Source organism: Noviherbaspirillum humi (genome assembly GCF_900188095.1).
In the GTDB taxonomy this organism is placed as follows: Bacteria; Pseudomonadota; Gammaproteobacteria; order Burkholderiales; family Burkholderiaceae_D; genus Noviherbaspirillum; species Noviherbaspirillum humi.
On record NZ_FZOT01000001.1, the window covers coordinates 632903 to 658044 of the forward strand.

The window sequence follows — 25142 nt, forward strand, 5'->3', positions numbered from 1 at the left end:
CATGCTCAGCTGGGATGACGATATCGCTCCTGCCGCACCCGCCGCTCCGCTTCCCAAGCCGGGGCTGAACTCGGTCGCCTCTGCCGTTCCCAATGCGTTCGACCGCCAGGCCGTCAATGTGCAGACGATGCACGGCGCACTGGCGCCCGCCTCCAAGCCCGCCGCGTCGGCCGATGCCGGCGGCCGCGTCAATGCCGTCGACAAGCGCGTCATCAACGGCCAGACCGACGTGAATCAGCTGGTGCCGTTCAAGTACAAATGGGCCTGGGACAAATACCTCGCCGGCTGCGCCAACCACTGGATGCCGCAGGAAATCAACATGCAGCGCGACATCGAGCTGTGGAAGAATCCGAACGGCCTGACCGAGGACGAGCGCCGGCTGGTGAAGCGCAATCTCGGCTTCTTCGTCACCGCCGACTCGCTGGCGGCGAACAACATCGTGCTCGGCACCTATCGCCACATCACCGCGCCGGAATGCCGCCAGTACCTGCTGCGCCAGGCGTTCGAGGAGGCGATTCACACGCACGCCTACCAGTACATCGTCGAGTCGCTCGGCCTCGATGAAGGCGAGATCTTCAACGCCTATCACGAGGTCGCTTCGATCCGTGACAAGGATGAGTTCCTGATCCCGTTCATCGACACGCTGACCAACCCGGAATTTACGACGGGCACGACCGAGAATGACCAGAAGCTGCTGAAGTCGCTCATCGTCTTCGCCTGCCTGATGGAAGGTCTCTTCTTCTATGTCGGCTTCACGCAGATCCTCGCACTCGGACGCCAGAACAAGATGATGGGCGCGGCGGAGCAGTATCAGTACATCCTGCGCGACGAGTCGATGCACTGCAATTTCGGTATCGACCTCATCAACACCATCAAGCTCGAGAACCCGCATCTGTGGACTGCAGAGTTCCGCGAGGAGATCAAAGCGTTGTTTTTACGCGCGGTAGAGTTGGAATATCGTTATGCAGAAGATACAATGCCGCGTGGAGTGCTTGGACTGAATGCACCGATGTTCAAGTCGTATTTGAGATTCATCGCGAATCGTCGTGCACAGCAGATCGGACTCGATCTGCTGTATCCGCAGGAAGAGAATCCCTTCCCCTGGATGAGCGAGATGATCGATCTCAAAAAAGAACGCAACTTCTTTGAGACTCGCGTGATCGAATACCAGACCGGCGGCGCATTGAGCTGGGAATAAAAATCCAATCGCCGATGGCGAGATCAGCAGTAAGTCAGCATCACCGTTTCACCCATATGCAAGTGGAGAGACAAAGGGCCGGAAGCTTCGATCGAAGCGCCGGCCACAAACCGAGAGGCCGCAAACAACTTGATGGACAGTAGACGAGCGACTCGATCCAGTACGCGCAAGCCGCCCAGCCCGCTTATCCCGGGCTCGGCGGCTTTGTCTCTGAAAAAATTCGGTGGCTTCTCCGAAGGACTATCCCAGCGCCGGCCGTAAGGCTGGCGTTTTTTTTGGCTGCATTCGCGGTATAGCTTCCGTTAAGGCGACAACGTCGGGAAGTCGGTGACGCGGGCAGTCAAATGAGGCTGAAGTGCTGCATAGACGAGGGGATGCAGCAGTTCAGCTGGTGCCGAATTCATTAGCGCAAACGCTTTTCATGCTTGTGCCGATGAATAATCCGCAGGAATCATCGCGATGATTAATGCGGGTTTCAACCTTGTAGCTTGATTTTTTCCATCACGTGAAGGAGAAACAAATGGCAACAGCCGCAAAGAAAACCGCCGCCAAGAAAGCTGCGCCGGCCAAGAAGGCCGCCGCCAAGAAGGCGCCGGTAGCCAAGAAAGCCGCCGCCGCCAAGAAAGCTGCACCGGCCAAGAAAGCCACCGCAGCCAAGAAGGCGCCCGTAGCGAAGAAGGCCGCCGCCAAGAAAGCTGCACCGGCCAAGAAAGCCACCGCAGCCAAGAAGGCGCCCGTAGCGAAGAAGGCCGCCGCCAAGAAAGCTGCACCGGCCAAGAAAGCCGCCGCAGCCAAGAAGGCGCCCGTAGCGAAGAAGGCCGCCGCCAAGAAAGCTGCACCGGCCAAGAAAGCCACCGCAGCCAAAAAGGCGCCCGTAGCGAAGAAGGCCGCCGCCAAGAAAGCTGCACCGGCCAAGAAAGCCGCCGCAGCCAAAAAGGCGCCCGTAGCGAAGAAGGCCGCCGCCAAGAAAGCTGCACCGGCCAAGAAGGCCACCGCAGCCAAAAAGGCAGCACCGGCCAAGAAAGCCGCACCGGCCAAGAAGGCCGCCGCAGCCAAGCCGGCAGCTGCTCCCGCAGCGAAGACCGTGCTGAATCCGGCAGCAGCCTGGCCTTTCCCGACCGGCAGCCGTCCGTAACCGGACCTTGCTTGGTGGCCTGATTAACTTCAGGCACAATCCCGTCGTGTGGTGTTACGCTGCACGACGGGATTTTTATTTAGGGAGCTGATGTGCTGCAGAGCATTCTTACCTTGATCGTCGATACCATCGCCGGCGTCCTCGGCGGCGTGCTGCTGCTGCGGTTCTGGATGCAGGTCGTGCGGGTCCGGCCGCCTTCATCCCTGGGTCAGTTCGTCTACCAGCTGACCGACTGGCTGGTGAAGCCGCTGCGCCGGATTTTTCCCGGCGTGGCCGGTTACGACTGGGCCAGCCTGGTCGGCGCCATTCTCGTGATCGTCGCTTCCATCGCCATCGATCTCGCCATCCTCAATCGATTTTCGCCGAGCGGATTGCTGCTGCTGTCTCTGTTGCGCCTGGCGGAGTGGGTGTTCTACGGCTTCATGGGACTGATCCTGATCGAAGCGGTGTTCAGCTGGGTCAATCCCTACGCGCCGATGGCGCCGTTCGTCCGCGCCCTGAATGATCCGTTGATGCGGCCGCTGCGCCGGGTGGTGCCGCCTATCGCCAACATCGACCTGTCGCCGCTGGTGGCGCTCCTGCTGCTGAACATCGGCCTGAAGCTCATCACCTACCTCGTCGTCACGCTGGCCTGAGCAGATGTCATCCTGATGGACCGAAGCGGATGACGTTCTCTGCCTGACGCTGCACATCATGTCCAACGCGAAGCTGACCGGCCTGGCCGGCCTGTCTGACAGTGCCTACAAGCTTCGGCTGCAGCCGCCCCGATCGATGGCAAGGCGAACGATGCCCTGGTGCGTTGCTTGGCAAAGCAGCCCGGATTTCCACGCGCTTCGATCATCGTTGCCCATGGCCATGCGGCAAGACGGAATCTGATCGAGACAAGCGCTTGAGGATTGAACGCTGCCGAGATGGAGAAGCGGCTGCTCGGCAACCCTCGTGAATGAATGGCCGGTGGCTTCCGCCGGTCAGCGAGTGACCTGGCTGATGCCGTTGCGGGTGACGATGCGTACCGGATCGCCGACCCGGAAAACCTCTCCGGATGTCACGCTGTAGGTGCGCAGTTCGCCGCTGTCGAGCTGTACCGTGACCTGAGTCTCGGTGCGGGTATTGGCCGATTTTTCCATCGCGTTGCCGGCCACGCCGCCGGCGATGCTGCCGCCCACCGAGGCCGCCGTGCTGCCATAACCGCTGCCGATGGTGCTGCCCAGCACCGCGCCGACCACTGTGCCCACCATGGCGCCGACACCCCGCGCCGGGTCGGCGATGGTCCTGTCGCGCACCTCGGTGATCCGGCCGACCTGAACCAGGGTGGTGCCCTGCGTCGAGCCGATGACGGCAGGCGGCGCCTCCTGCGTGGCGCATCCGGAGAGTGCCAGCAGCAGCGCCGCCAGGCCGAGTGCATGTCGCATGAATACTCCTCGAACGAATGCCGCGGCCGGCGCGGCGTTTAGAAGCGGTAGCCGAAGTGGCGGTGGAAGCGCTCGTCGATCTCGCCAACCTCGACGCGATGGTTCTGGCCGCCGCGGGACGCGATCTTGATGGAGCCGAGCAGGCTGGACAGGCGGCCGATGGTCGACCAGTCCATGTCGCGCGTCAGGCCATAGAGCATGCCGGCGCGGAAGGCATCGCCGCAGCCGGTCGGATCGATGATGGCATCGGCCGGCACGCAGGGAATGTCGAGGCGTTCCTGGCCGGTGTAGATTTCGGCGCCGCGTTCGCCGCGCGTCACCACCAGCGCCTTCACCCGCTGCGCGATCTGTTCCAGGCTGAGCCCGGTGCGCTCCATCAACAGTTCGGCTTCGTAATCATTGACCGCCACGTAGGTGGCGAGTTCAATGAAGTGCGTCAACTCGGTGCCGCTGAACATCGGCAGGCCCTGGCCCGGATCGAAGATGAAGGGCACGCCGCCCGATGCGCAGTCTTCCGCATGCTGCACCATGCCTTCGCGGCCATCCGGCGCAATGATGGCGATGCTGACCTTGCCGGCGTCGGCGATGCGGTTCAGATGCGACTGTCCCATCGCGCCCGGATGGAAGGCGGTGATCTGGTTGCTGTCGGCATCGGTGGTGATGAAGGCCTGGGCGGTGTAGGCATCGTCGATGACGCGAATGCAGCGGCGGTCGATGCCAAGCTTGTCGAGCCGGTCGGCATAGGATGCGCCGTCCTGGCCGAGCGTCGCCATGATGAGCGGCTCGCCGCCGAGCAGCTTCAGGTTGTAGGCGATATTGCCGGCGCAGCCGCCGAACTCGCGGCGCATCTCCGGCACCAGGAAGGCGACATTGATTTTATGAAGCTGGTCCGCGAGCAGGGCTTCGGAGAAGCGGCCCTGGAAGGACATGATGGAGTCGTAGGCGAGTGAGCCGCAAATGAGGGAGGTCATGGGTCAGCGTGTCGGGTTGGTGGTTGAATCGCGGCTGCGTGATGGCCGCGGGGTCAGGGGTAGAACAGGTAAACCTGGTAGCCGGAAGGCTGCAGCTGCGAGACTTCGAACACCAGCCGCACCGCCTGCTCCGAGCGCGCGGCGAAGCCGTTTTCCGCGCCCTGGCCCCGCGGCAGATATTCCCTGGGACCGAAAACCCGGCGGGCGACCGGCTTGCCATCCGCATCGCTCAGGTTCAGCTCGAGATGCGGCCAGGCTTGCGGCGTACCGCTCTGGTTGCGCAGCATGCCTGTAAAAACATAGGCATGGCTGTCGGCATTCTGTGTCTGCAGTTCGCCCGATTCGATGACGAGGGCATCGATCTGCGCCGGCAGCTCGATGCGGCAGCCGAGCAGCGCGCAGGCGCCCGACAGTGCCGGCGCCATCTGCGGCATGCGAGCGGCAAGCTGATTGCGGAACAGGGCGATGAGCTGCGCGGCGAGGGCCAGCAGCAGCAGCAGGCTGCCTAGCCAAAGTATGACCCGGGTCAGCCGGCCGAAGCGCTGCTTGCGCCGCGCCTGCACGACGAAGCTGGGTTCGTCGTAGCCCGGTTCCGCATTGGCTGCGGTATCGGTCGCCGCCGGCGCCGCCAGCGGTGCTCGTTCCCGGTCGGCCCCGGGCGACGGCCGACCCACGCTCTCATCGGCGGTGGCTGCTAGATCGCCGAATGTATTCTCTTCCCGCTGTTCGACGATATCCGTCGGCGGATCCGTTTCCCGGAAGGGTTCGAGGTTGAGTTCGATGGGCTCGTCTTCAGGCGCGGCAAGTGCCTGCGGCAGATCGTCTTCCAGCGGAGGCAAGGGGGCTGCCGGGCGGATGTCGAGTACGGTGCGTCCGGGCGGCTCCTGCGGGGCGGCGACAGGATCAGGATGAGCGTCATGCGTCTCGCTGGGCGAGATGAGGAGTGAAGAAAGATCCGGCGCATCCGCCGCCATTTCACGGCCGGCTTGCGCGGCGGAGGTGGATGGACTGCCATCCGTCGTGGATTGCGCCGGCGCCTTCTCCGGCGCTTCGGCGGCTTCGGCATCTGGCGCTGCTTGCATGGCGGGTTGCGACGCCTCGGGCGCGGGAGGCGCCGCATCCATCGAAGGCGCAATCGGAGAGGCATCTTTGACCGCTGCCTCTTCCGGCCGGAGCAAGTTCTCGATGCCGTTGAAGATCTGCTTGCACGTGCCGCACCGTACCAGGCCGGCGCGCAGCTTCAACTGGTCATGGGCGACCCTGAATGTCGTATGGCAATGCGGACACCGGGTTGCGAGCGCCATGCCTGGTTATTGGGAAGATGAGCGCTGGCCGCTCAGCGCGACCCAGCCGTCATGCTCGGCCCAGACCGACAGGGCGATGAAGGGCGCATAGGCTGCCGCCACCTCGTCCGCCTGACGCGAAAGGATGCCTGACAGAACCAGCCGGCCGCCAGGTGCGACGCGCGACGACAGCATCGGCGCCATCAGCTTGAGCGGGCTGGACAGGATGTTGGCCACCACCACGTCATAGGTTTCCGGCTGCGCGCCGCCGCCGAATTCCTCCGGCAGGAAGTAAGCGATGTCGCAGCCGTTGCGTTCGCTGTTGTAGCGCGCCGATTCGATCGCCTGCGGGTCGATGTCCACCCCATACACAGGAGAGGCGCCCAGCTTCTTCGCCACCATGGCGAGGATGCCGGAGCCGCAGCCATAGTCCAGCACCGACAGGCCTTGCGGCGCGTTGGCCTCGAGCCATTCCATGCAGAGGCGGGTGGTGGGATGGCTGCCGGTGCCAAATGCCAAGCCGGGGTCCAGTTCCAGAATCAGCCCCGCAGGATCGGGCGCATCGTGCCAGCTCGGCACCACCCAGATGTTCTTGCCGATATGGATGGGCTCGAACTGGGATTGCGTCAGGCGCACCCAGTCCTGCTCCTCGACCTTGCGCAGCACGAAGTCCGGCACCTGCGCCAGGCCGATGGCCTCGGCAGCCTCTGCCACCAGCGCCGCATGCTCGGCGTCTTCCGCCGCCAGCGCGATGACCCGGCTGTGGTCCCACGCTGCCTCGGTCGGCTCCATGCCGGGTTCGCCGAACAGCGGCCGCTCGGCGTCGGTGCCTTCATCGGCATCCTCAACCGATACCGACAGGGCGCCGCTCTCCATCAGCGCATCGGAAAGGGCCTCGGCCTGTTCGCGGGCGACGTTGATGACGATTTCTGTCCAGCTCATGAAGGATGCCTCGTGACGAGCGTTGATAATGCTGCGACCGGGCGCATCAGGCTTTGTTCGCCAGCTTCTGTTCCAGATAATGGATGTTGGTGCCGCCTTCGATGAAGCGGGCGTCCACCATCAGCTCGCGATGCAGCGGGATGTTGGTCAGGATGCCTTCGACCACCATTTCCGACAGCGCGATCTGCATGCGGCGGATCGCCTGGTCGCGGTTGGCGCCGTAGGCGATGACCTTGCCTACCATGGAATCGTAGGTCGGCGGCACGAAGTAGCCGGCATAGGCATGCGAATCGACGCGGATGCCGGGGCCGCCGGGCGGATGCCAGGAAACAATGCGGCCGGGCGACGGCGTGAACTTGAATGGATCCTCGGCGTTGATGCGGCACTCGATCGCGTGGCCGGTCAGCTCGATGTCGCGCTGCTTGAAGCGCAGCTTCTCGCCGGCGGCGACGCGGATCTGTTCCTGCACCAGGTCGACGCCGGTGATCATCTCGGTCACCGGATGCTCCACCTGGATGCGGGTATTCATCTCGATGAAGTAGAACTCGCCGTTCTCATAGAGGAATTCGAAGGTGCCGGCGCCGCGATAGCCGATCTTGCGGCAGGCTTCGGCGCAGCGCTCGCCGATGCGCTCGATGAGCTTGCGCGGGATGCCGGGCGCGGGCGCTTCCTCGATCACCTTCTGGTGGCGGCGCTGCATGGAGCAGTCGCGCTCGCCGAGCCAGATGGCGTTCTTGAATTCGTCGGCCAGCACCTGGATCTCCACGTGACGCGGATTCTCCAGGTACTTCTCCATGTAAACCTCGGGATTGCCGAAAGCGGTGCCGGCCTCGGTCCGGGTCATGGTCACCGCATTGAGCAGCGCGGCTTCGGTATGGACCACGCGCATGCCGCGTCCCCCGCCGCCGCCGGCCGCCTTGATGATGACGGGATAGCCGATCTTGCGCGCAATGCGCACGATTTCCTTCGGATCTTCCGGTAGGGCGCCCTCGGAGCCAGGAACGCAGGGCACGCCGGCCTTGATCATCGCCTGCTTGGCCGAGACCTTGTCGCCCATCAGGCGGATCGATTCGGGACGCGGGCCGATGAAGACGAAGCCGGATTTTTCGACGCGCTCGCCGAAGTCGGCATTCTCGGAGAGGAAACCGTAGCCCGGGTGGATGGCTTCGGCATCGGTGACTTCGGCGGCGCTGATGATGGCCGGCATGTTCAGATAGCTGAGCGCCGACGGAGCGGGTCCGATGCAGACCGATTCATCGGCCAGCTTGACATACTTGGCTTCGCGATCCGCTTCCGAGTGGACGACCACGGTCTTGATGCCCATCTCGCGGCAGGCGCGCTGGATGCGCAGGGCGATTTCACCGCGATTGGCAATGAGAATTTTTTCAAACATAAGTGATGAGTACGGCAGGCTGAAACGTTAAGGGGCCGCGGAGGCGCGCCCAAGGAAGCGCTCAAAGGCGCCACGGCGGGCGCGAACGGGATCGCGCGCCGGTTTAGCCAATGATGAACAGCGGCTGGCCGAACTCGACCGGCTGTCCGTTTTCCACCAGGATTTCCTTGATCACGCCAGAGGCGTCGGCGTCGATTTCATTCAGCAGCTTCATCGCCTCGATGATGCACAGGGTGTCGCCTTCCTTGACGGTGCTGCCGACCTCGACGAACGCCGGGCTGCCCGGAGCGGAAGCGCGGTAGAAGGTGCCGACCATTGGCGACTTGACGACATGGCCTTGCGGTTCGGCGGGCGCGGCGGGTGCCGGCGCCGCGATGGCGGCTGGCGCCACAGGAGCAGAAGCAGCCTGCGGCAGCGCTTGCGGCTGCATCATGACAACCTGACCCGCTGCGCCAGCGGAGGATTTGACGATCCTGACCTTGCTTTCGCCTTCCGTGACTTCCAGCTCAGCGATATCCGATTCGGCGACCAAGTCGATCAAGGTCTTGAGTTTGCGTAAATCCATGAAAGATCCTCAGAAATGAGTGGTGATGCAATCGATTCGATTGCCGCAATTATATGCGGTTGCCAAACCGACCAGAAAATTACAGTTTCTTCAATGCGTATTCGATGCCGAGGCGGTAACCTTCGACGCCAAGGCCGCAGATCACGCCGGTCGCAATGCCCGACAGGTAGGAGTGGTGCCGAAATGCCTCGCGCTGATGCACGTTCGAGATATGCACTTCGATGAACGGGATGGCGACCCCGGCCAAGGCATCGCGCAAGGCGACGCTGGTATGGGTGAGCCCAGCCGGGTTGATGACGATGGCATCCACGCCTTCCGTGCGGGCGGCGTGAATACGATCGATCAAGGCACCTTCGTGGTTGCTTTGGAAGAAGTCGAGCTCGGCGCCTGCCGCTTTTGCCTGAGCAATGGCCGCCTGTTCGACGTCAGCCAGCGTCGTGGAGCCGTAGACGTGCGGCTCACGCGTTCCTAGCAGATTGAGATTGGGACCATTCAGCAAAAGCAGTTTTTTTGCCATGGAGATAAAACTCCGTTTGACGACGATGGCGCATTTTGCCGTCAAATGATGATGATTGGCAAGAAAAAATGACCTTTTTATGAAAGCTTCTGCAAATCCCGGCGGAGTTCGTCAAGTTTCAGCCGTCCGAGGTAGCTCTTCTTGACGGTGCCATCGCGGCCTATCAGGACGGTGTAAGGCAGGCCGCCCGCCTTGTTGCCGAACTGGCGGGACAGCTCCGTGCCGGTCATGCCGGCGACATAGAGAGGATAACCGATCCGGTACTTTTCGGAAAACTGGGCGATATTGGTTGGCGAATCGATGCCGATGCCGATGATCTCGAACCGGTTCTTGTCGAGCTCCTGGTGCAGCGCTGAAAGCTCCGGCATTTCATCGACGCAGGGCACGCACCACGTTGCCCAGAAATTCACCACCACGGCCTTGCCTTTCAGGCCAGCCAATGCCTGCTGCTGTCCCTTCGGGTCCGGCATGGACTGGGCATACAGGTTGGCCACGGCACTGTCGGCCGCGGCGGCAGGCTCGGTATGGCGGCTGGCCAGCAGGGCGCCGCCGCCCGCGAACAGCAGCCCGACGAACAGAAAGGCGAGGGTGTTTTTCTTCATGGTGTTCCGGGAGCCTCCGACTCCTGTATCAGCTTGCGCACACTGTCGATGCCCGCGCGCTCCTGGCGACCGCCGGCCTGCTGCCTGACCGCGCCGCGCAGATCGTCGGCGGCATAGACGGAGAGATGCACGCCTTCGTTGTGCCAGAGGAAACTGATGGTTTCCACCGGCTCCGCATGCCCCTTGAAATGGGCGCGCTCCGAGACTTCGAAATCGACGTTCTTGTTCAGCAAAAATATTTCGACATCCTTGGCGCTGTCGGTGAACAGCTGCAGATGAATGTCGGAATGGTCGCCCGCCGTGCCGTTGAGGACGGCGCCGGTCAGATAAGGGGAGAACTGGGCCATGTCTTCCATGATGCGCAGCGCCGCCCTGCGCAAAGCCAGCAGGCGCGCCGGCTGCGTGTCGCCGAAGAACAGCTCCTGGTAGGCGCGGACCTCGTCCTCGATCTGGGCGTTGTCCGGCATGACGTTGCCGCGCACCTTGGCGTTGCCGAGGATCTGCTTCACCGCCTTGCGCTTGGCGGTGGCATAGTCGGCGCCGTCTTCCGCGATCAGGCGGGCTGCCGCAGCGGCTATCTCGGCGCGCAACAGTTCGGTGTCAGAAGAATAATGACTCATGGCATTCATCATACCTTGTAAGGCGCGGCGACGCGGCTCGGGTAAAATCGCGCTATCTCGTTTCGACTCAGCACAATGCACATCCACATTCTCGGCATTTGCGGTACCTTCATGGGCGGCCTTGCCGTCCTGGCGAAGGAAGCAGGCCACCGCGTCACCGGCTGCGATGCCAACGTCTACCCGCCCATGAGCACCCAGCTGCAGGCCCAGGGCATCGAGCTGATCGAAGGCTTCAGCCCGGACCAGGTCGCACTCAAGCCGGACCTCTTCGTCATCGGCAACGTGGTGTCGCGCGGCAATCCGCTGATGGAGGAAATCCTCAACCGCGGCCTGCCCTACGTCTCCGGACCGCAATGGATAGGCGAGCACATCCTGCAGGACAAGTGGGTGATGGCGGTGGCCGGCACCCATGGCAAGACGACCACTTCCTCCATGCTGGCCTGGATACTGGAAGAGTGCGGTTACGCGCCAGGGTTCCTGATCGGCGGCGTGCCGATGAACTTCGGCATTTCCGCGCGCCTGTCCGGCGGCAACGGCGACTCGCCTTTCTTCGTCATCGAAGCCGACGAGTACGACACCGCCTTCTTCGACAAGCGCAGCAAGTTCGTGCATTACCGGACCAAGACCGCGATCCTGAACAATCTCGAGTACGACCATGCCGACATCTTTCCCGATCTCGGCGCCATCGAGACCCAGTTCCATCATCTCGTGCGCACCGTGCCAGGCGTCGGCCGGCTGATCGTCAACGGCCGCGAGCCGGCGCTGCAGCGGGTGCTCGCGCGCGGCTGCTGGAGCGAGAAAGAGTTCTTCGGCGCCGCCGATTCCGGCTGGACGCTGAACGAGCGTGCCGACGGCAGCTTCGACGTCATCTTCAATGGCCAATCCCAGGGCCGGGTCGAATGGAGCCTGACCGGCGAGCACAACCGGCTCAACGCCCTGGCCGCCATAGCCGCCGTGCGCCATGCCGGCGTGGCGCCGGCGCAGGCGATTGCGGCGCTGGGCAAGTTCGAGAACGTGAAGCGGCGCATGGAAGTGCGCGGCGTGGTCAAGGGCATCACCGTTTATGACGACTTCGCCCATCATCCCACTGCCATCGCCACGACCGTCGCCGGTCTGCGGCGCAAGGTTGGCTCCGCCCGCATCGTCGCCGTGCTGGAGCCGCGCTCCAACACCATGAAGCTTGGCACCATGAAGGAAGCGCTGCCGGCCAGCCTGACGGATGCCGATGTGGTGTTCGGCTATGGCGCCCGCGAAGGCAAGGATGCGCTCGGCTGGGATCTCGGCCAGGCGCTGGCGCCGCTCGGCGAGCGCGCCGCCGCCTTCGATGACATCGGCTCGCTGGTGGCGGCGATCGCCGCCCAGGCCCGCAGCGGCGACCACATTCTCGTGATGAGCAATGGCGGCTTCGGCGGCGTGCACCAGAAGATACTCGACGCGCTGGCGCGATGATTGTTTACCTGCACGGCTTCCGGTCATCGCCGCAATCCTTCAAGGCGCGGCTGATCGGCCAGCGCCTGGCGGAAATCGGCCTGGCGAACAGCTATGCCTGCCCGCAGCTGCCGGCTTCGCCGCAAGCGGCGATCGCCCTGGCGCGGGAGTGCATGACCGGCAAGCCGGCGCAGGAAGTCACGCTGATCGGCTCCTCGCTCGGCGGCTATTACGCCACCTGGCTGGCGGAACAGACGGGGTGCCGCGCTGTCCTATTGAACCCCGCAGTGCGGCCGCCGCGCGACCTGGAAAAATACGTCGGCGTCACCACCGCCTATCATTCCGGCGAGCCGTTCGAATTCAAGCGCGAGCATGTGGATGAACTGAAGGCGCTGGCGGTCGAGCGCATCACCCGGCCGGAACGCTATTTCCTGATCGCCGCCACCGGCGACGAAGTGCTCGACTGGCGCGAGATGACGGCGCATTACCCGGGCGCGCGCCAGCAGGTTATCCAGGGCAGCGACCACGGCCTGTCCGACTTCGCCGCCTACCAGGACGACGTCCTCGCATTCTGCGGCATCCGCCTGCCGCAGTCCTGACGGCTGCCAGCGGCTGCTGCTGCCATCCATCAACAAGTGATTTATCGATGAACCTATTCTTTGAAGAGTCCGGCGATTTCAAGGCCGGCGCCGTCCTTTCCCAGCAGGGCGAGGCGTACCAGGTGGAGACGCATACCGGCAAGCGCACCAAGGTCAAGGCCAAGGACGTGCTGCTGCAGTTCTCCGCGCCGGAGCCGGCCGAGCTGCTGGCCCAGGCACAGGTGGTGGCAGAGGAGATCGACCTCGACTTCCTGTGGGAAGTGGCGGGTCAGGAGGAATTCGGGTTCAACGAACTCGGCACCGAGTATTTCGGCCATGCGCCGCAGCCGCAGGAAGCCGCCGGCCTGGTGCTGCGCCTGCATGGCGCGCCGATGTACTTCTACCGCAAGGGCAAGGGCCGCTACAAGGCGGCGCCGGAAGATTCGCTGAAGGCGGCGCTGGCCGGCATCGAGAAGAAGAAGCAGCAGGCGCTGATCCAGGCGCAGTATGTCGACGAGCTGAAAGCCGGACGCCTGCCGGAGCCAATGCGCGCCATCGCCCTGCAGCTGCTGTTCCGTCCTGACAAGAGCAGCATCGAATACAAGGCGCTGGAAGCGGCCTGCGCCGAACTCCATACCAGTGCGCAGCAGCTGATGCTGGCCACCGGCGGCATCAAGTCGCCGAAGGAGCTGCACCTTTCCCGGTTCCTGTTCGAGCATTTCCCGCGCGGCACCGGCTTTCCCGCCGTCGCGCTGCCGTCCGCGCCGGCGTTGCCGGTGGCCGAGGTGCAAGCCTTCTCGATCGACGACGTCACCACCACCGAAATCGACGATGCTTTCTCGGTGCAGGCGCTGGAGGGCGGCAAGTTCCGCATCGGCATCCACATCGCCGCGCCGGCCCTGGGCATTCAGCGCGGCGATGCCATCGACGCCATTGCCCGCCAGCGGCTGTCCACCGTCTACATGCCAGGCGACAAGATCACAATGCTGCCGGATGCGCTGGTGGAGAAATTCACACTGGGCGAAGGCCGCGACTGTCCGGCCTTGTCCCTGTACGCCACCATCGACAGCGCCGACTGGTCGGTGCTCTCCACCGAGACCCGGGCCGAGGCGGTGCCCATCGCCGCCAACCTGCGCCACAACGACCTCGACGAACTGGTGACCGAGGAAGCGCTGGCCGCCGGCGCGGGCGAATATGCGCACAAGGCCGATATCGCCGTGCTGTGGCAATGGGCGCAGGTACTGGAGAAGGGGCGCATGGCCAAGCGCGAAGCCTTCGGCCTGAAACCGGAGCAGAACAACCGGGTCGACTTCAACTTCTACGTCGAGGATGACGTCGTCACCATCACCCGCCGCAAGCGCGGCGCGCCGCTCGACAAGATCGTGGCCGAGCTGATGATCTTCGCCAACAGCACCTGGGGCAAGCTGATGCATGACCAGGGCGTGCCCGGCATCTACCGCGCCCAGGGCGGCGGAGGCGGCTGGGCCAACCGCATGCAGGTGCGCATGCTGACCCACGCCGCGCCGCATCAGGGCCTGGGCGTGGACCAGTACGCCTGGAGCACCTCGCCGCTGCGGCGCTACACCGACCTGGTGAACCAATGGCAGATCCTGGCCTGCGTGCAGCACGGCGTGACTGCGCCGCTGGCGGCGCCTTTCAAGCCCAAGGATGCCGACCTGTTCGCCATCGTCTCCGCCTTCGATGCCGCTTATGCCGCCTATGCCGATTTCCAGTCGAACATGGAGCGCTACTGGTGCCTGCGCTGGCTGGCCCAGGAAAACGCGCGCCAGGTGGAAGCGGTGGTGCTGAAGGAAGAGATCCTGCGCCTGGTCGACATACCGCTGGTGATCAAGCTGGCCGGCATGCCGACGCTGGCGCGCGGCACGCCGGTGCGGCTGGATCTGATCCGCTGGGACGAGGTGGAGCTCGGCGTCGAGGCGCGCCTGCTGGAAGTGGTGCAGGCAGCAGCGCCGCCCGAAGCGGAAGCCGCTGCCGCCGATAGCGAACCCGATGCGGAAGTGGTATCGGAGTGACACGCGGCGGGGCAGGCGCTGGATGGCGCGTCCGCCTGGCGTAAAATGCCCTTGCCATCCACCGCCAACTTCCTGTTGTTGACATCTTGACCTTCATGCAGCAAAACCGCGGCCTCACCATTGCCATCGCCATCTCGGTGCTGTTGCACGGCGCCCTGCTGGCGGTGCGCTTCGCCGCCCCCGAGGCCTTCAAGTTCAAGCCGGCCGATCCCGGCCTGGAAGTCATCCTGGTCAATGCCAAGCATGACCGCAAGCCGGCCAAGGCGGAGGCGCTCGCCCAGTCCAACCTGGATGGCGGCGGCAATGCGGATGCCGGCCGCGCCAAGTCTCCGCTGCCCGACATGCGCAAGCACGAGAATGGCGAAGGCATGAAAGCCATGCAGCGCCGCATCCAGGAACTGGAGCAGCGGCAGCGGCAGCTGGCGCAGGCGGCACGCAAGACGCCGATGAAGACGCCGCCGGCCGGCGAAGCCGCGCCGCCGCGCGAGGCGCCGCGTCCCGAAGCGCGCGACATGGTCGACAGCGCCAGCGAAATCGCGCGCCGCGAAGCCGAGATCGCCAAGCAGCTGGAGGACTACAACAAGCGTCCGCGCAAGACCATGATCTCGCCGAGCACGCGCGAGGTGGGCTACGCCATGTATTACAACGCGCTGCGGGAACGCATCGAAAAGGTCGGCACGCTAAATTTCCCGCAGCAGGATGGCCGCAAGCTCTACGGCGAACTGGTGCTGTCCATCCCGATCTTCCAGGACGGCAGCATCTACGAGAAGGAAGGCGGCATCACGGTCGACAAGTCGTCCGGCAATCCGGCGCTGGACGAGGCCGCCAAGCGCATCGTGCGCCGCTCCGCGCCCTTCGGGAAATTCCCGCCCAACATGCGCTCCAGCGACAAGGATGACGTCTGGGTGCTGGTGACGAATTTCAAATTCACCCGCGAAGGCGCGCTCGAAGCCAACCTGAAGGGCGGCGGCTGAGCGTCCTGCAGCCCAGTGCCCAAGCGCATGAAGCGTGACAGGCGTTGAGCGCATGCATTATATTGACGCGTCCCGGCAGCGCCGCTGCCGGGTTCGACAGCATCCCGCGCCGCATCCGCGCTTATTCGATTCCGAGTCATGCCAGATCGTTACGTCGTCATCGGTCATCCGATCGCCCACAGCAAGTCCCCCGAAATCCACGCCAGCTTTGCCCGGCAGACCGGCCAGGACATCGTGTATGAACGCCTGCTTGCGCCGCTGGATGGCTTCGCCGCCACCGTGCGCGCTTTCATCGGCGAAGGCGGGCGCGGCGCCAATGTCACGGTGCCGTTCAAGCTGGAGGCGCATGCCCTGGCCGACCGCCTGACCGAACGCGCCCGCGCCGCCGGCGCGGTCAACACCCTGGCCTTCGATGCCGACGGCATCCTCGGCGACAACACCGACGGCATCGGCCTCGTGACCGACATCGTGCGCAATGCCGGCATGTCGCTGCGGGGCGCGCGGGTGCTGCTGCTCGGCGCCGGCGGGGCGGCGCGGGGCGCCCTCCTGCCGCTGCTGCAGGAGGCGCCGGCGGAACTGGTCATCGCCAATCGCACGGTGGACAGGGCGCATGCCCTGGCACAGTCGTTCGCCGGTCACGGCCCGATCAAAGGCTGCGGCTTCGGGGAGGCGAAAGGGCGCTTCGATGTCGTCATCAATGCAACCGCCTCCAGCCTGGCGGACGACCTGCCGCCGATCGCTCCGGAGGTTTTCGAGGAAGGCACCCTGGCCTACGACATGATGTATGGCAGGCAGCCGACGCGCTTCATGCAGTTTGCCTCCGCCCAGGGCGCGCTCAGCCGCGACGGCCTCGGCATGCTGGCGGAGCAGGCGGCCGAAGCCTTCGCTCTCTGGCGCGGCTTGCGTCCCGCTACCGCGCCGGTGCTGGCGCAACTGCGCGCCGGCATGGCGGCATGAAGCTTTTCAAGCGCCTGCTGCTGTGGCTGCTGCTGGCGCCGGTGATCGCGGTGCTGCTGATGCAGCTGTATTTCTTTGCCCTGATCTGGTGGTGGGTCGACCACAATCCCGGCTCCACCAGCTTCATGCGCCAGCAGCTGGCGGTGCTGCAGGAAAAGAATCCGGGCGCGAAGCTGCGGCACAAATGGGTGCCCTACGACCGCATCTCGAATCATCTCAAGCGCGCCATCATCGCCGCCGAGGACTCCAACTTTTCCGAGCACGAGGGCGTGGACTGGCAGGCGATGCAGAAGGCCTTCGAAAAGAATTCGCAGAAAGGCAAGGTGGTCGCCGGCGGCTCCACCATCACCCAGCAGCTGGCGAAGAACCTGTTCCTGTCCGGCGAGCGCAGCTATCTGCGCAAGGCGCAGGAAGTGGTCATCACCTACATGCTCGAATTCTGGATGGACAAGGAGCGGATCTTCGAGATCTACCTCAATGTCGTGGAATGGGGCAACGGCGTGTTCGGCGCCGAGGCCGCCGCCAATTACTATTACGGCATTCCGGCGGCCAGCCTGGGCCCGGCCCAGGCGGCGCGCCTGGCGGTGATGCTGCCCAAGCCGCGCTTCTATGACAAGAACCGCAATTCCCCTTATCTTGCGCGCCGCACCGATCTGATCCTGCGCCGCATGAGCGCGGCGGAGCTGCCCTGACCCTTCCGAACGCGGCGGCATGACCGAAGTCACGGCCTCCGGTCATTTTGCCGCAATGCAGCGATCAACCCTTGCTTGCCCCTGTCTAAGTCAGTACACTTGCGCTGTTTTCATTTCCGGAGACCCGTCTTGGGGAGTCCCAGTAGAACTCGTTTGCTGTCAGCCAACGGCTATCCGGCAAGAGTGCGCTAACCCAGGCTTGTCCTCCAGCGCCGCTTGCCAGACCCTGGTAGGTGGGCGCATCCCGGCCGGCATTCTTCGGCCCGCGTTCCCCTGATTTTCATGTCATTGCAGGTCGCAGCGCCTGCGATATGGCCATGCGTCCGCCGGCGCCATGGCCGGGAGAACCTATGATCAATGTATTCGTCTTGCAGAACGGCCGCCTGAGCCAGGTGAATGTGGAGAGCCGCGATGATCTGCTGAACATCGCGCCGGTATGGGTGGACCTGACCGACCCGACCGAGGAAGAACGGGCCCTGGTGAAAAGCGCGTACGACGTGATCCTGCCGGGCGAAGACGAAGTCAAGGACATCGAAGCCTCAGCCCGCTACTACGAGGCGGAGAACGGCGACCTGCACCTGCGCACCGATTTCCTGATCGAGGAAGAGGACGGCCCGTCGCGGGTGGTGACGGTGGCCTTCATCCTGGCCAAGGACATCCTGTTCTCCATGCATGCGGAGGACCTGCCGGTGTTCCGCCTGGTGCGCCTGCGCGCCCGTTCGCGGCCGGGCTCCATCACCGACCACAAGGATGTGCTGCTGGATCTCTACGCCACTGACGCCGAGTATTCGGCCGATGCGCTCGAGACTATGTACAACACCCTGGAAGAAGTCAGCCGGCGCGTGCTGCAGAAAGAGCTGACCGACCAGGACGCGGCCGATGCGCTCAATGCCATCGCCCAGGAAGAAGACTTGAACGGCCGCATCCGCCGCAACATGATGGATACGCGGCGCGCGGTCAGCTTCCTGATGCGCGGCCGGCTGCTGAATTCCGAGCAGTTCGAGGAAGGCCGGCAGATCCTGCGCGACATCGAATCGCTCGACGGCCACACCGCCTTCCTGTTCGACAAGATCAACTTCCTGATGGATGCCACGGTCGGCTTCATCAACATCAACCAGAACAAGATCATCAAGATCTTTTCGGTGGCCAGCGTCGCCTTCCTGCCGCCGACGCTCATCGCCAGCATCTACGGCATGAACTTCAAGTTCCTGCCGGAGCTGGACTGGCATTTCGGCTATCCCTTCTCGCTCAGCCTGATGGTGGCAAGCGCCATCGCGCCGTTCTGGTATTTCCGCCGCCGCGGCTGGCTGAAGTAAGCAGGCGTCCTCCTGATACGGAAAGCAAAATGCCCGGCACTGCCGGGCATTTTTCATGGAGACCTGCCTTGAAGCCTTCAGCCTGCAACCTTGCCGAAGGCGCCAGCGGCGGCGCGTATCGTTTCCGCGATCACCGCATCATCGTGCCGGGCCGAGACGAAACCGGCCTCGAAGGCGGAGGGCGCGAGATAGACGCCCGCATCCAGCATCGCATGGAAGAAGGCATTGAAGCGCGCCTTGTCGCACGCCATCATCTGCGCATAGTCCTGCGGCACTTCGGCGGCGAAGTAGAGGCCGAACATGCCGCCAACGGAATCGGCGCAGAAGGCGACGCCGGCTTCCTTCGCCTGCTGCGTCAAGCCATCCGCCAGCTTGCGGGTCTGGGCCGCGAGGCGGTCATAGAAACCCGGCTCCTGGATCAGCGCAAGCGTGGTCATGCCGGCGGCCACCGCCACCGGATTGCCGGACAGGGTGCCCGCCTGGTACACCGGACCGAGCGGCGCCAGATGCTTCATGATGTCGGCGCGGCCGCCGAAGGCCGCCACCGGCAGGCCGCCGCCAATGACCTTGCCCAGCACCGTGAGGTCCGGCGTGATGCCGTACAACGACTGGGCGCCGCCGAGCGCCACGCGGAAGCCGGACATCACTTCGTCGAAGATCAGCAGCGCGCCATGCTGGCTGCAGAGGCGGCGCATGGCTTGCAGGAACTCCGGCGTGGCGCGCAGCAGATTCATGTTGCCCGCCACCGGCTCGACGATCACGCAGGCGATGCTGTCGCCCATCTTCGCGAACACGTCTTCCAGCTGCTGCGGATCGTTATAGTCGAGCACCAGGGTGTGCTTGGCGAAGTCTTCCGGCACGCCGGCCGAGGTCGGGTTGCCGAAGGTGAGCAGGCCGCTGCCGGCCTTCACCAGCATGGAGTCGGCGTGGCCGTGGTAGCAGCCTTCGAACTTGATCACCTTGTCGCGGCGGGTGGCGCCGCGCGCCAGGCGCAGGGCGCTCATCGCCGCCTCGGTGCCGCTCGACACCAGGCGCACCTGCTCCACCGACGGCACCAGGCGGCAGATGGCTTCTGCCATCTCGATCTCGCCCTCGGTCGGCGCGCCGAAGGACAGGCCGCGGGCGGCCGCTTCCTGCACTGCCCGGATCACTTCCGGATGGGCATGGCCGACGATGGCGGGACCCCAGGAACCGATGTAGTCGATGTAGCGCTTGCCGTCGGCATCCCAGAAATACGGCCCTTCGGCGCGGGTGATGAAGCGCGGCGTGCCGCCGACCGAGCGGAAGGCGCGTACCGGAGAGTTGACGCCGCCGGGCGTGGAGCGCTGGGCCCGGGCGAAAAGGGTATCGTTGTTGGAAGTCATGCTGGAGATGGAATCAGAGAGGGGGATCTTCCTGGCGGGCGTCGTTTTCACGCGTCCAGAAATAGCGGTCGGGAAGCAGCCGGCCCATGCCGAGGCGCTGCGCGGCCGCCAGGGAGGCATGGGTGAACTCCTGCGCTTCGAGGACGGCGTCGGGCACGTCCATGCCGTTGGCCAGCATGGCGGCGATGGTGGCCGACAGCGTCGTGCCGGCGCCGCTGAACGGGCCGGCCATGCGCTGCCAGCTGTCGGCGCGTACCTGCCCGGATTCGTCGAACAGGCTGTTGCTCACCTCCTGCACTTCGCCCGGCGTGCCGGTCACAAATACATATTCGCAGCCCATGTCGATCAGGCGCATGGCATCGGCAGCGAGCAGATCGTCGCGCGAGGCCTCGCGCCAGGTTTCGGCCAGGCGCGACAGTTCCACCGCCGAGATCAGCAGCAGCGTCGCCTGCGGAATGAGCAGTTCGCGTACCGCCACCAGCAGGTCCTCGCCTTCCTGGCCCTGGTCGGGCAAGGCGGAAAGAAAGGGGTCGAGGATGAGCGGCACGTCGGGGTAGTCGGAGACCACTTCGGCGATGGCCGACACCGACTCGATACTGCCCGGCATGCCGATCTTGAAGGCGGCCACCGGCATGTCCTCCAGGACCACGCGCGCCTGGTCCGCCACCCAGTCGGCATCGATGGCTTGCATGTCTTCGATGCGGGTGGTGTCGCTGATGAGGATGGATGTCACGACCGACACGCCCTGGCAACCCATGGCGGCGAAGCAGCCCAGGTCAGCCTGGATGCCTACCGCGCCCGTCGGGTCCGCAGGACCGAAGGTCATGATGAGCGGGGGAAGTTGGTTTTGCACGGCTGGTAGATTAAGATAAGCGACTTTGCATTTTACTTGATTGAAGGGCGCGCTACCGTGACCAATAACGAAACATCGAACCAGCCATTTCAGACCTGGATGTGCCTGATTTGCGGGTGGGTCTACGACGAGGAAGCCGGCCTCCCCGAGGAAGGTATCGCGCCGGGTACGCGCTGGGCGGATGTGCCGATGAACTGGACTTGCCCGGAATGCGGCGCGCGCAAGGAAGACTTCGAAATGGTGCCGGTCTGATCGACCGCTTCATGTCCGGCGGCAGCCCTCCCTTGCCGGCGCCGGGCTCATTGCATGAAGACCATCGACCGTGCCACTCTCGCAAGGCCTCGCGTCGAAGTGATGAGCAAACCATAAGCATTTGACGCAAAAACCACGGCGGCTGCGGCAAATCGCGCTACCCATTGCCCCAAAGCATCATGCTTTATGTTACCGTTCACCGGGTTTAGGGCTCGCGACTTCCGAGATGACGTCATGACAACAGCACGAGACAACGCCACGCTCAAGATCATGGTGATCGACGACAGCAGCACCATTCGTCGTTCCGCTGAAATTTTCCTCGGCCAGGCCGGCTACCAGGTCGTCCTTGCCGACGACGGCTTCGACGCGCTGGCCAAGCTGCACGACCACAAGCCGGCGCTGATCTTCTGCGACATCCTGATGCCGCGCCTGGACGGTTACCAGACCTGCGCGCTCATCAAGAAGAGCAGCCGCTTCCATGCCACCCCGGTGGTGATGCTGTCTTCCAAGGATGGCCTCTTCGATCGCGCGCGCGGCGCCATGGTCGGTTCCGACGCCTACCTCACCAAGCCCTTTACCAAAGACAGTCTCATCAAGATCGTGCGCGAGCATACCGAACGCATGCTCGCCGAATAACTCCGTAACAGACATTCCATGGCCATCCAAAAAGTCCTCATCGTCGACGACTCGCCGACCGAGCGTTACTTCCTGACCGACATCCTGGTGAAGAGCGGCTTCTCCGTCTCCACCGCCGAGAACGGCGAAGAAGCGCTGCTGAAGATCAAGGCTGACAAGCCCCATCTGATTCTGATGGACGTGGTCATGCCCGGCCAGAACGGCTTCCAGGTAACGCGCTCGCTGGCGCGCGACCCGGCGACCCAGGACGTGCCCATCATCATCTGCACCAGCAAGGGCCAGGAGACCGACCGCATCTGGGGCATGCGCCAGGGCGCCCGCGACTACATCGTCAAGCCGGTCGATCCCAAGGAACTGCTGGCGAAGATCGGCGCGATCGCCTGACGCGCGACCAAGCATGGCCAACGGCGAATCCGATATCGATACCGGCCGGCGCGGTCTGGCGCCGGAAGGCGGCGCTCGCCGCACCCGCCTGCGCGAATTCCAGGCCGAGCTGATGGAGCGCATGCAGGCGGCCAGCACCGGCCTGCCGCATGCGACGCGCCGCCTCGGTCTCATCGCCGGCGGCCGGCGGTGGCTGCTGAACCTGCAGCAGGCGGGCGAAATCGTTGCGGCCGAGGCCATCACCGAAGTGCCGCTGACCCAGGACTGGTACCTCGGGCTAGTCAACATCCGCGGCAACCTGACCGGCGTCGTTGACCTCGGCCGCTATCTCGGCCTGGAGGCGGTCACGCCAGACAAGCAAAGCCGCATCATCGCTTTTGCGCCCGGCCTGTCATTTCCCTGCGGCCTGCTGGCTTCGCGCGTCACCGGCCTGCGCGACGTGGCCGAGATGACGCCGCAGGACCGCGACCCCATGCTCGATCCGTCATGGGTGGCGCGGCATTACACCGACCGGCTGGAACAGCGCTGGACCGAAATCGACCTGCTGCCCCTGCTGCAGGATCCGCGCTTTCTGCAGATAGGCCGGTAGCGCCCATGCAGCGCACCTTTCCCACCAGCCTCGGCCTGGCATGCGCATCGCGCTGCCGGCGTATGAGTGCTGCGCAAACAGCAACGGCCTGCGCCGACACGCCGCAGGACAATCGCAATCAGGAGACCTGAGATGGCATTCAAACTACCGTTCTTCACCAGGAGCAAGGCGCAGGCGGGCGTGGCGGAAGCGACGGACTTCGCTGCCGACGCCGGCATCGATGCCGGCGGAAGCGCGGTCCTGCAATCGGCGGACGCACCGGCGCAGCCGGCGCGCAAGCGTAAGAAGAAGCAGCGCACGGACGAGTCGGGCCAGAATTCGACCTTCATCGCGGAAGCCCTGGAAAAAACCGGCGACATCCGGCTGCCCCTGATCGGCGCCATGCCCCTGGAGAGCCAGGTGCGGGTGCTGCTCATGGCGCTCGGCATCTCCCTGGTCAGCGGCGCGCTCTCGGTGGCGGTCAATTCGAGCCGGTCCACCCAGGCGTCCACGCTGACCCAGATCGCCGGCGACGCGCTGATGCATTCGCAGCGCGTCGGCAAGGCGGCGCCGAACGCGATCCAGGGCAACGCCGAAGCCTTCAAGCAGCTCGAGGACAGCCGCAAGGAGCTGAACCACGACCTGTCGGTGCTGCTCCAGGGCGGCCTCTACCAGGGCCGCGAGATCGCGCCCGCCGCGGAGTCGCTGGCGCCGGTGCTGACCAATGCCCGCAAGCTGTGGAGCAGCTCCGACAAGGCGGCGGATACCATCTCCAAGATGCGCAAGGAACTCACCGGCTTCGGCGACACGCTGCAAAAGCTCAACGCCCTGTCGCCGGCGCTGCTGGAACTGACCGAGCAGATCGCCACCCTGAAAGCGCAGAGCCAGGCGTCGCCGCGCGAGATTTCCGCTGCCGGCCAGCTGCTGATGCTCACCCAGCGCTTGGGACGCAGCGCCAATGAATTTCTCACCAGCGAAGGCGTGAACAACGAAACCGCCTTCCTGCTCGGCAAGGACACCAACACCTTCCGCGACATCACCGAAGGCTTCCTCAATGGCAGCGACATGCTGCGCCTGAGCGCGGCGAAGGATCCGGATACGCGCGAGAAACTGCAGGAGCTGCAGACCGCCTTCGGCGAGTACCAGAAGCTGGTGGCGAGCATCCTCGGCAACCTGCAGAACTTCAACGCCGCCAAGCAGTCGGAGCAGCTGATCTTTGCCGAGAACGAGAAGCTCAAGCAAAGCTTGGCCGACCTGCAGAAAGCCTTCCGCGACGCCGAGGATTCGATCGGCTGGCCGGTGTGGCTGATGCTGGTCAGCGCCTTCTGCGCGCTGATGGCGGCGGTCGGCATCGCGCTGGTGCTGCTGCAGGACAGCCGCCACCGGGCGCGCGAAGCCGAACTGCGCCGGCGCGAGGCGGACGAGCAGCGCCTGCAGGCACTGCTCAAGGAAGAGGAAGCGAAAGCCACCAACGACCAGACCCAGTCGGCGATTCTGCGCCTCATGAACGAATTGCAGGAAGTGGCCGACGGCGACCTCACGGTGCAGGCGACGGTGTCGGAAGACATCACCGGCGCCATCGCCGACTCGGTGAACTACACGGTGGAAGAGCTGCGCGGCCTGGTCGGCCGCGTGACCCGCACCGCCGAGCAGGTGACCGCCGCGTCCGACCAGGCGCAGGACATTTCCAGCGCGCTGCTGGCCGCATCCCAGAAGCAGTCGCGCGAGATCCAGGAAACCGGCCAGGCGGTGCTCGAGATGGCGGTGCAGATCACCGACGTCTCCCGTTCGGCGAATGAATCGGCGGAAGTGGCGCAGCAGTCGGTGGCCGCGGCGGAAGAGGGCGCCAAGGCGGTGGAAGACGCGATCAAGGGCATGAACGAGATCCGCGAGCAGATTCAGGAAACCTCCAAGCGCATCAAGCGGCTGGGCGAATCCTCCCAGGAGATCGGCGAGATCACCGAGCTGATTTCCGACATTACCGAGCAGACCAACGTGCTGGCGCTGAACGCCGCGATCCAGGCCGCTTCCGCCGGCGAGGCCGGCCGCGGCTTCTCGGTGGTGGCGGAAGAGGTGCAGCGGCTGGCGGAACGTTCGGCCGAGGCGACCAAGCAGATCGGCGCGCTGGTGCGCACCATTCAGACCGATACCCACGACGCGGTGGCGGCGATGGAAAAATCCACCCAGGGCGTGGTCGAGGGCGCCAAGCTGTCGGACGCCGCCGGCGCGGCGCTGCTGGAGATCCGGCGCATTTCGAACCGGCTGGCCGACCTGATCCGCGACATTTCCTCCGCCACCGAGCATCAGGCCACCTCGGCCAACAGCGTGGCGCGCAACATCCAGAACATTCTGACCGTGACCGAACAGGCTCAGGAAGGCACGCAGCAGACGGCGCATTCGATCCGCGAACTGTCGACGCTGGCCGAGGAGCTGAAGAACTCGGTGTCGCGCTTCCGCATCAGCGACTGA

Annotated in this window: 26 protein-coding genes and 2 pseudogenes; 16 read left to right on the forward strand and 12 right to left on the reverse strand. The window is 64.4% G+C overall.

From position 1 onward, the window contains the following. Position 1 precedes the first annotated feature (1 nt). The 4 genes and pseudogenes from CHB88_RS03040 to CHB88_RS25970 form a co-directional block, all read left to right on the forward strand. Positions 2 to 1198: a ribonucleotide-diphosphate reductase subunit beta gene (locus tag CHB88_RS03040; protein ID WP_089397782.1), complete on the forward strand. Its 1197-nt coding sequence runs from the start codon at positions 2 to 4 to the stop codon at positions 1196 to 1198. Positions 1199 to 1718: 520 nt separating this feature from the next. After that, on the forward strand, positions 1719 to 2333 hold the full coding sequence (locus tag CHB88_RS03045; RefSeq protein ID WP_089397783.1) for a histone H1-like DNA-binding protein: 615 nt from the start codon (positions 1719 to 1721) through the stop codon (positions 2331 to 2333). 92 nt (positions 2334 to 2425) lie between these two features. Continuing rightward, positions 2426 to 2968: a YggT family protein gene (locus CHB88_RS03050; RefSeq protein ID WP_089397784.1), complete on the forward strand. Its 543-nt coding sequence runs from the start codon at positions 2426 to 2428 to the stop codon at positions 2966 to 2968. Between the two features lie 117 nt (positions 2969 to 3085). Continuing rightward, positions 3086 to 3226 (forward strand): annotated as a pseudogene (locus CHB88_RS25970) (DUF167 domain-containing protein); the annotation flags it as partial. Between the two features lie 75 nt (positions 3227 to 3301). On the opposite strand, the gene CHB88_RS03060 reads toward CHB88_RS25970, so the two are convergent. The 10 genes and pseudogenes from CHB88_RS03060 to CHB88_RS03100 form a co-directional block, all read right to left on the reverse strand. Then, on the reverse strand, positions 3302 to 3745 hold the full coding sequence (locus tag CHB88_RS03060; RefSeq protein ID WP_089397786.1) for an outer membrane lipoprotein: 444 nt from the start codon (positions 3743 to 3745) through the stop codon (positions 3302 to 3304). Positions 3746 to 3783: 38 nt separating this feature from the next. Beyond that, on the reverse strand, positions 3784 to 4716 hold the full coding sequence (locus tag CHB88_RS03065; RefSeq protein WP_089397787.1) for a carbohydrate kinase family protein: 933 nt from the start codon (positions 4714 to 4716) through the stop codon (positions 3784 to 3786). Between the two features lie 53 nt (positions 4717 to 4769). After that, positions 4770 to 5798, reverse strand: coding sequence for a DUF3426 domain-containing protein (locus CHB88_RS03070; protein WP_176442267.1), 1029 nt, complete (start codon positions 5796 to 5798; stop codon positions 4770 to 4772). 117 nt (positions 5799 to 5915) lie between these two features. After that, positions 5916 to 6020: pseudogene (locus tag CHB88_RS25975) on the reverse strand (MJ0042-type zinc finger domain-containing protein); the annotation flags it as partial. Between the two features lie 6 nt (positions 6021 to 6026). Then, positions 6027 to 6941, reverse strand: a complete 915-nt coding sequence (gene prmA, locus CHB88_RS03075) for a 50S ribosomal protein L11 methyltransferase (RefSeq protein WP_089397789.1) — start codon at positions 6939 to 6941, stop codon at positions 6027 to 6029. A 46-nt stretch (positions 6942 to 6987) separates the two neighbouring features. Further along, positions 6988 to 8334, reverse strand: a complete 1347-nt coding sequence (accC, locus tag CHB88_RS03080; protein WP_089397790.1) for an acetyl-CoA carboxylase biotin carboxylase subunit — start codon at positions 8332 to 8334, stop codon at positions 6988 to 6990. Positions 8335 to 8437: 103 nt separating this feature from the next. Then, the gene (accB, locus tag CHB88_RS03085) at positions 8438 to 8899 is read right to left on the reverse strand and encodes an acetyl-CoA carboxylase biotin carboxyl carrier protein (RefSeq protein WP_089397791.1); all 462 of its coding nucleotides are present in this window, start codon (positions 8897 to 8899) and stop codon (positions 8438 to 8440) included. Between the two features lie 79 nt (positions 8900 to 8978). Beyond that, the gene (aroQ, locus tag CHB88_RS03090) at positions 8979 to 9416 is read right to left on the reverse strand and encodes a type II 3-dehydroquinate dehydratase (protein WP_089397792.1); all 438 of its coding nucleotides are present in this window, start codon (positions 9414 to 9416) and stop codon (positions 8979 to 8981) included. A gap of 77 nt (positions 9417 to 9493) precedes the next feature. After that, complete coding sequence (locus CHB88_RS03095) at positions 9494 to 10018, reverse strand: TlpA disulfide reductase family protein (RefSeq protein ID WP_089397793.1); 525 nt, start codon at positions 10016 to 10018, stop codon at positions 9494 to 9496. Then, positions 10015 to 10647: a hypothetical protein gene (locus CHB88_RS03100; RefSeq protein ID WP_089397892.1), complete on the reverse strand. Its 633-nt coding sequence runs from the start codon at positions 10645 to 10647 to the stop codon at positions 10015 to 10017. The genes CHB88_RS03095 and CHB88_RS03100 overlap by 4 nt, the downstream gene beginning before the upstream one ends. A gap of 66 nt (positions 10648 to 10713) precedes the next feature. On the opposite strand from CHB88_RS03100, the gene mpl reads away from it, so the two are divergent. From mpl to corA, 7 genes are all read left to right on the forward strand, one after another. Beyond that, positions 10714 to 12087, forward strand: a complete 1374-nt coding sequence (gene mpl / locus CHB88_RS03105; RefSeq protein WP_089397794.1) for a UDP-N-acetylmuramate:L-alanyl-gamma-D-glutamyl-meso-diaminopimelate ligase — start codon at positions 10714 to 10716, stop codon at positions 12085 to 12087. Next, positions 12084 to 12665, forward strand: a complete 582-nt coding sequence (locus CHB88_RS03110; RefSeq protein WP_089397795.1) for a YqiA/YcfP family alpha/beta fold hydrolase — start codon at positions 12084 to 12086, stop codon at positions 12663 to 12665. Before mpl ends, CHB88_RS03110 begins: the two co-directional genes overlap by 4 nt. A gap of 47 nt (positions 12666 to 12712) precedes the next feature. Continuing rightward, on the forward strand, positions 12713 to 14677 hold the full coding sequence (locus tag CHB88_RS03115; RefSeq protein ID WP_089397796.1) for a ribonuclease catalytic domain-containing protein: 1965 nt from the start codon (positions 12713 to 12715) through the stop codon (positions 14675 to 14677). A 95-nt stretch (positions 14678 to 14772) separates the two neighbouring features. Further along, positions 14773 to 15651, forward strand: a complete 879-nt coding sequence (locus CHB88_RS03120; RefSeq protein ID WP_089397893.1) for a TonB C-terminal domain-containing protein — start codon at positions 14773 to 14775, stop codon at positions 15649 to 15651. 138 nt (positions 15652 to 15789) lie between these two features. Beyond that, entirely contained in the window at positions 15790 to 16608 is an 819-nt protein-coding gene (gene aroE / locus CHB88_RS03125) for a shikimate dehydrogenase (RefSeq protein WP_089397797.1), read from the forward strand. Then, positions 16605 to 17300 (forward strand): monofunctional biosynthetic peptidoglycan transglycosylase, encoded by a 696-nt coding sequence (mtgA, locus tag CHB88_RS03130; protein WP_089397798.1) that lies wholly within the window; start codon positions 16605 to 16607, stop codon positions 17298 to 17300. The genes aroE and mtgA overlap by 4 nt, the downstream gene beginning before the upstream one ends. Before the next feature lie 350 nt (positions 17301 to 17650). Further along, entirely contained in the window at positions 17651 to 18616 is a 966-nt protein-coding gene (gene corA, locus CHB88_RS03135) for a magnesium/cobalt transporter CorA (protein ID WP_089397799.1), read from the forward strand. A gap of 77 nt (positions 18617 to 18693) precedes the next feature. On the opposite strand, the gene hemL is transcribed toward corA, so the two are convergent. Both hemL and thiD read right to left on the reverse strand, forming a co-directional pair. After that, positions 18694 to 19980: a glutamate-1-semialdehyde 2,1-aminomutase gene (gene hemL / locus CHB88_RS03140; RefSeq protein ID WP_089397800.1), complete on the reverse strand. Its 1287-nt coding sequence runs from the start codon at positions 19978 to 19980 to the stop codon at positions 18694 to 18696. A 13-nt stretch (positions 19981 to 19993) separates the two neighbouring features. Then, positions 19994 to 20833 (reverse strand): bifunctional hydroxymethylpyrimidine kinase/phosphomethylpyrimidine kinase, encoded by an 840-nt coding sequence (gene thiD / locus CHB88_RS03145; protein WP_089397801.1) that lies wholly within the window; start codon positions 20831 to 20833, stop codon positions 19994 to 19996. Positions 20834 to 20932: 99 nt separating this feature from the next. Between thiD and CHB88_RS03150 the strand changes: the two genes are divergently transcribed. From CHB88_RS03150 to CHB88_RS03170, 5 genes are all read left to right on the forward strand, one after another. Then, positions 20933 to 21085, forward strand: a complete 153-nt coding sequence (locus tag CHB88_RS03150; RefSeq protein ID WP_089397802.1) for a rubredoxin — start codon at positions 20933 to 20935, stop codon at positions 21083 to 21085. 234 nt (positions 21086 to 21319) lie between these two features. Continuing rightward, positions 21320 to 21721 carry a response regulator gene (locus CHB88_RS03155; protein ID WP_089397803.1) on the forward strand — a complete coding sequence of 134 codons (402 nt, stop codon included), beginning with the start codon at positions 21320 to 21322 and terminating at the stop codon, positions 21719 to 21721. Positions 21722 to 21739: 18 nt separating this feature from the next. After that, positions 21740 to 22105, forward strand: a complete 366-nt coding sequence (locus CHB88_RS03160) for a response regulator transcription factor (RefSeq protein WP_089397804.1) — start codon at positions 21740 to 21742, stop codon at positions 22103 to 22105. A 13-nt stretch (positions 22106 to 22118) separates the two neighbouring features. After that, a complete protein-coding gene (locus tag CHB88_RS03165; protein ID WP_089397805.1) occupies positions 22119 to 22694 on the forward strand; it encodes a chemotaxis protein CheW in 576 nt (191 codons plus the stop codon). 132 nt (positions 22695 to 22826) lie between these two features. Next, complete coding sequence (locus CHB88_RS03170) at positions 22827 to 25142, forward strand: methyl-accepting chemotaxis protein (RefSeq protein WP_089397806.1); 2316 nt, start codon at positions 22827 to 22829, stop codon at positions 25140 to 25142.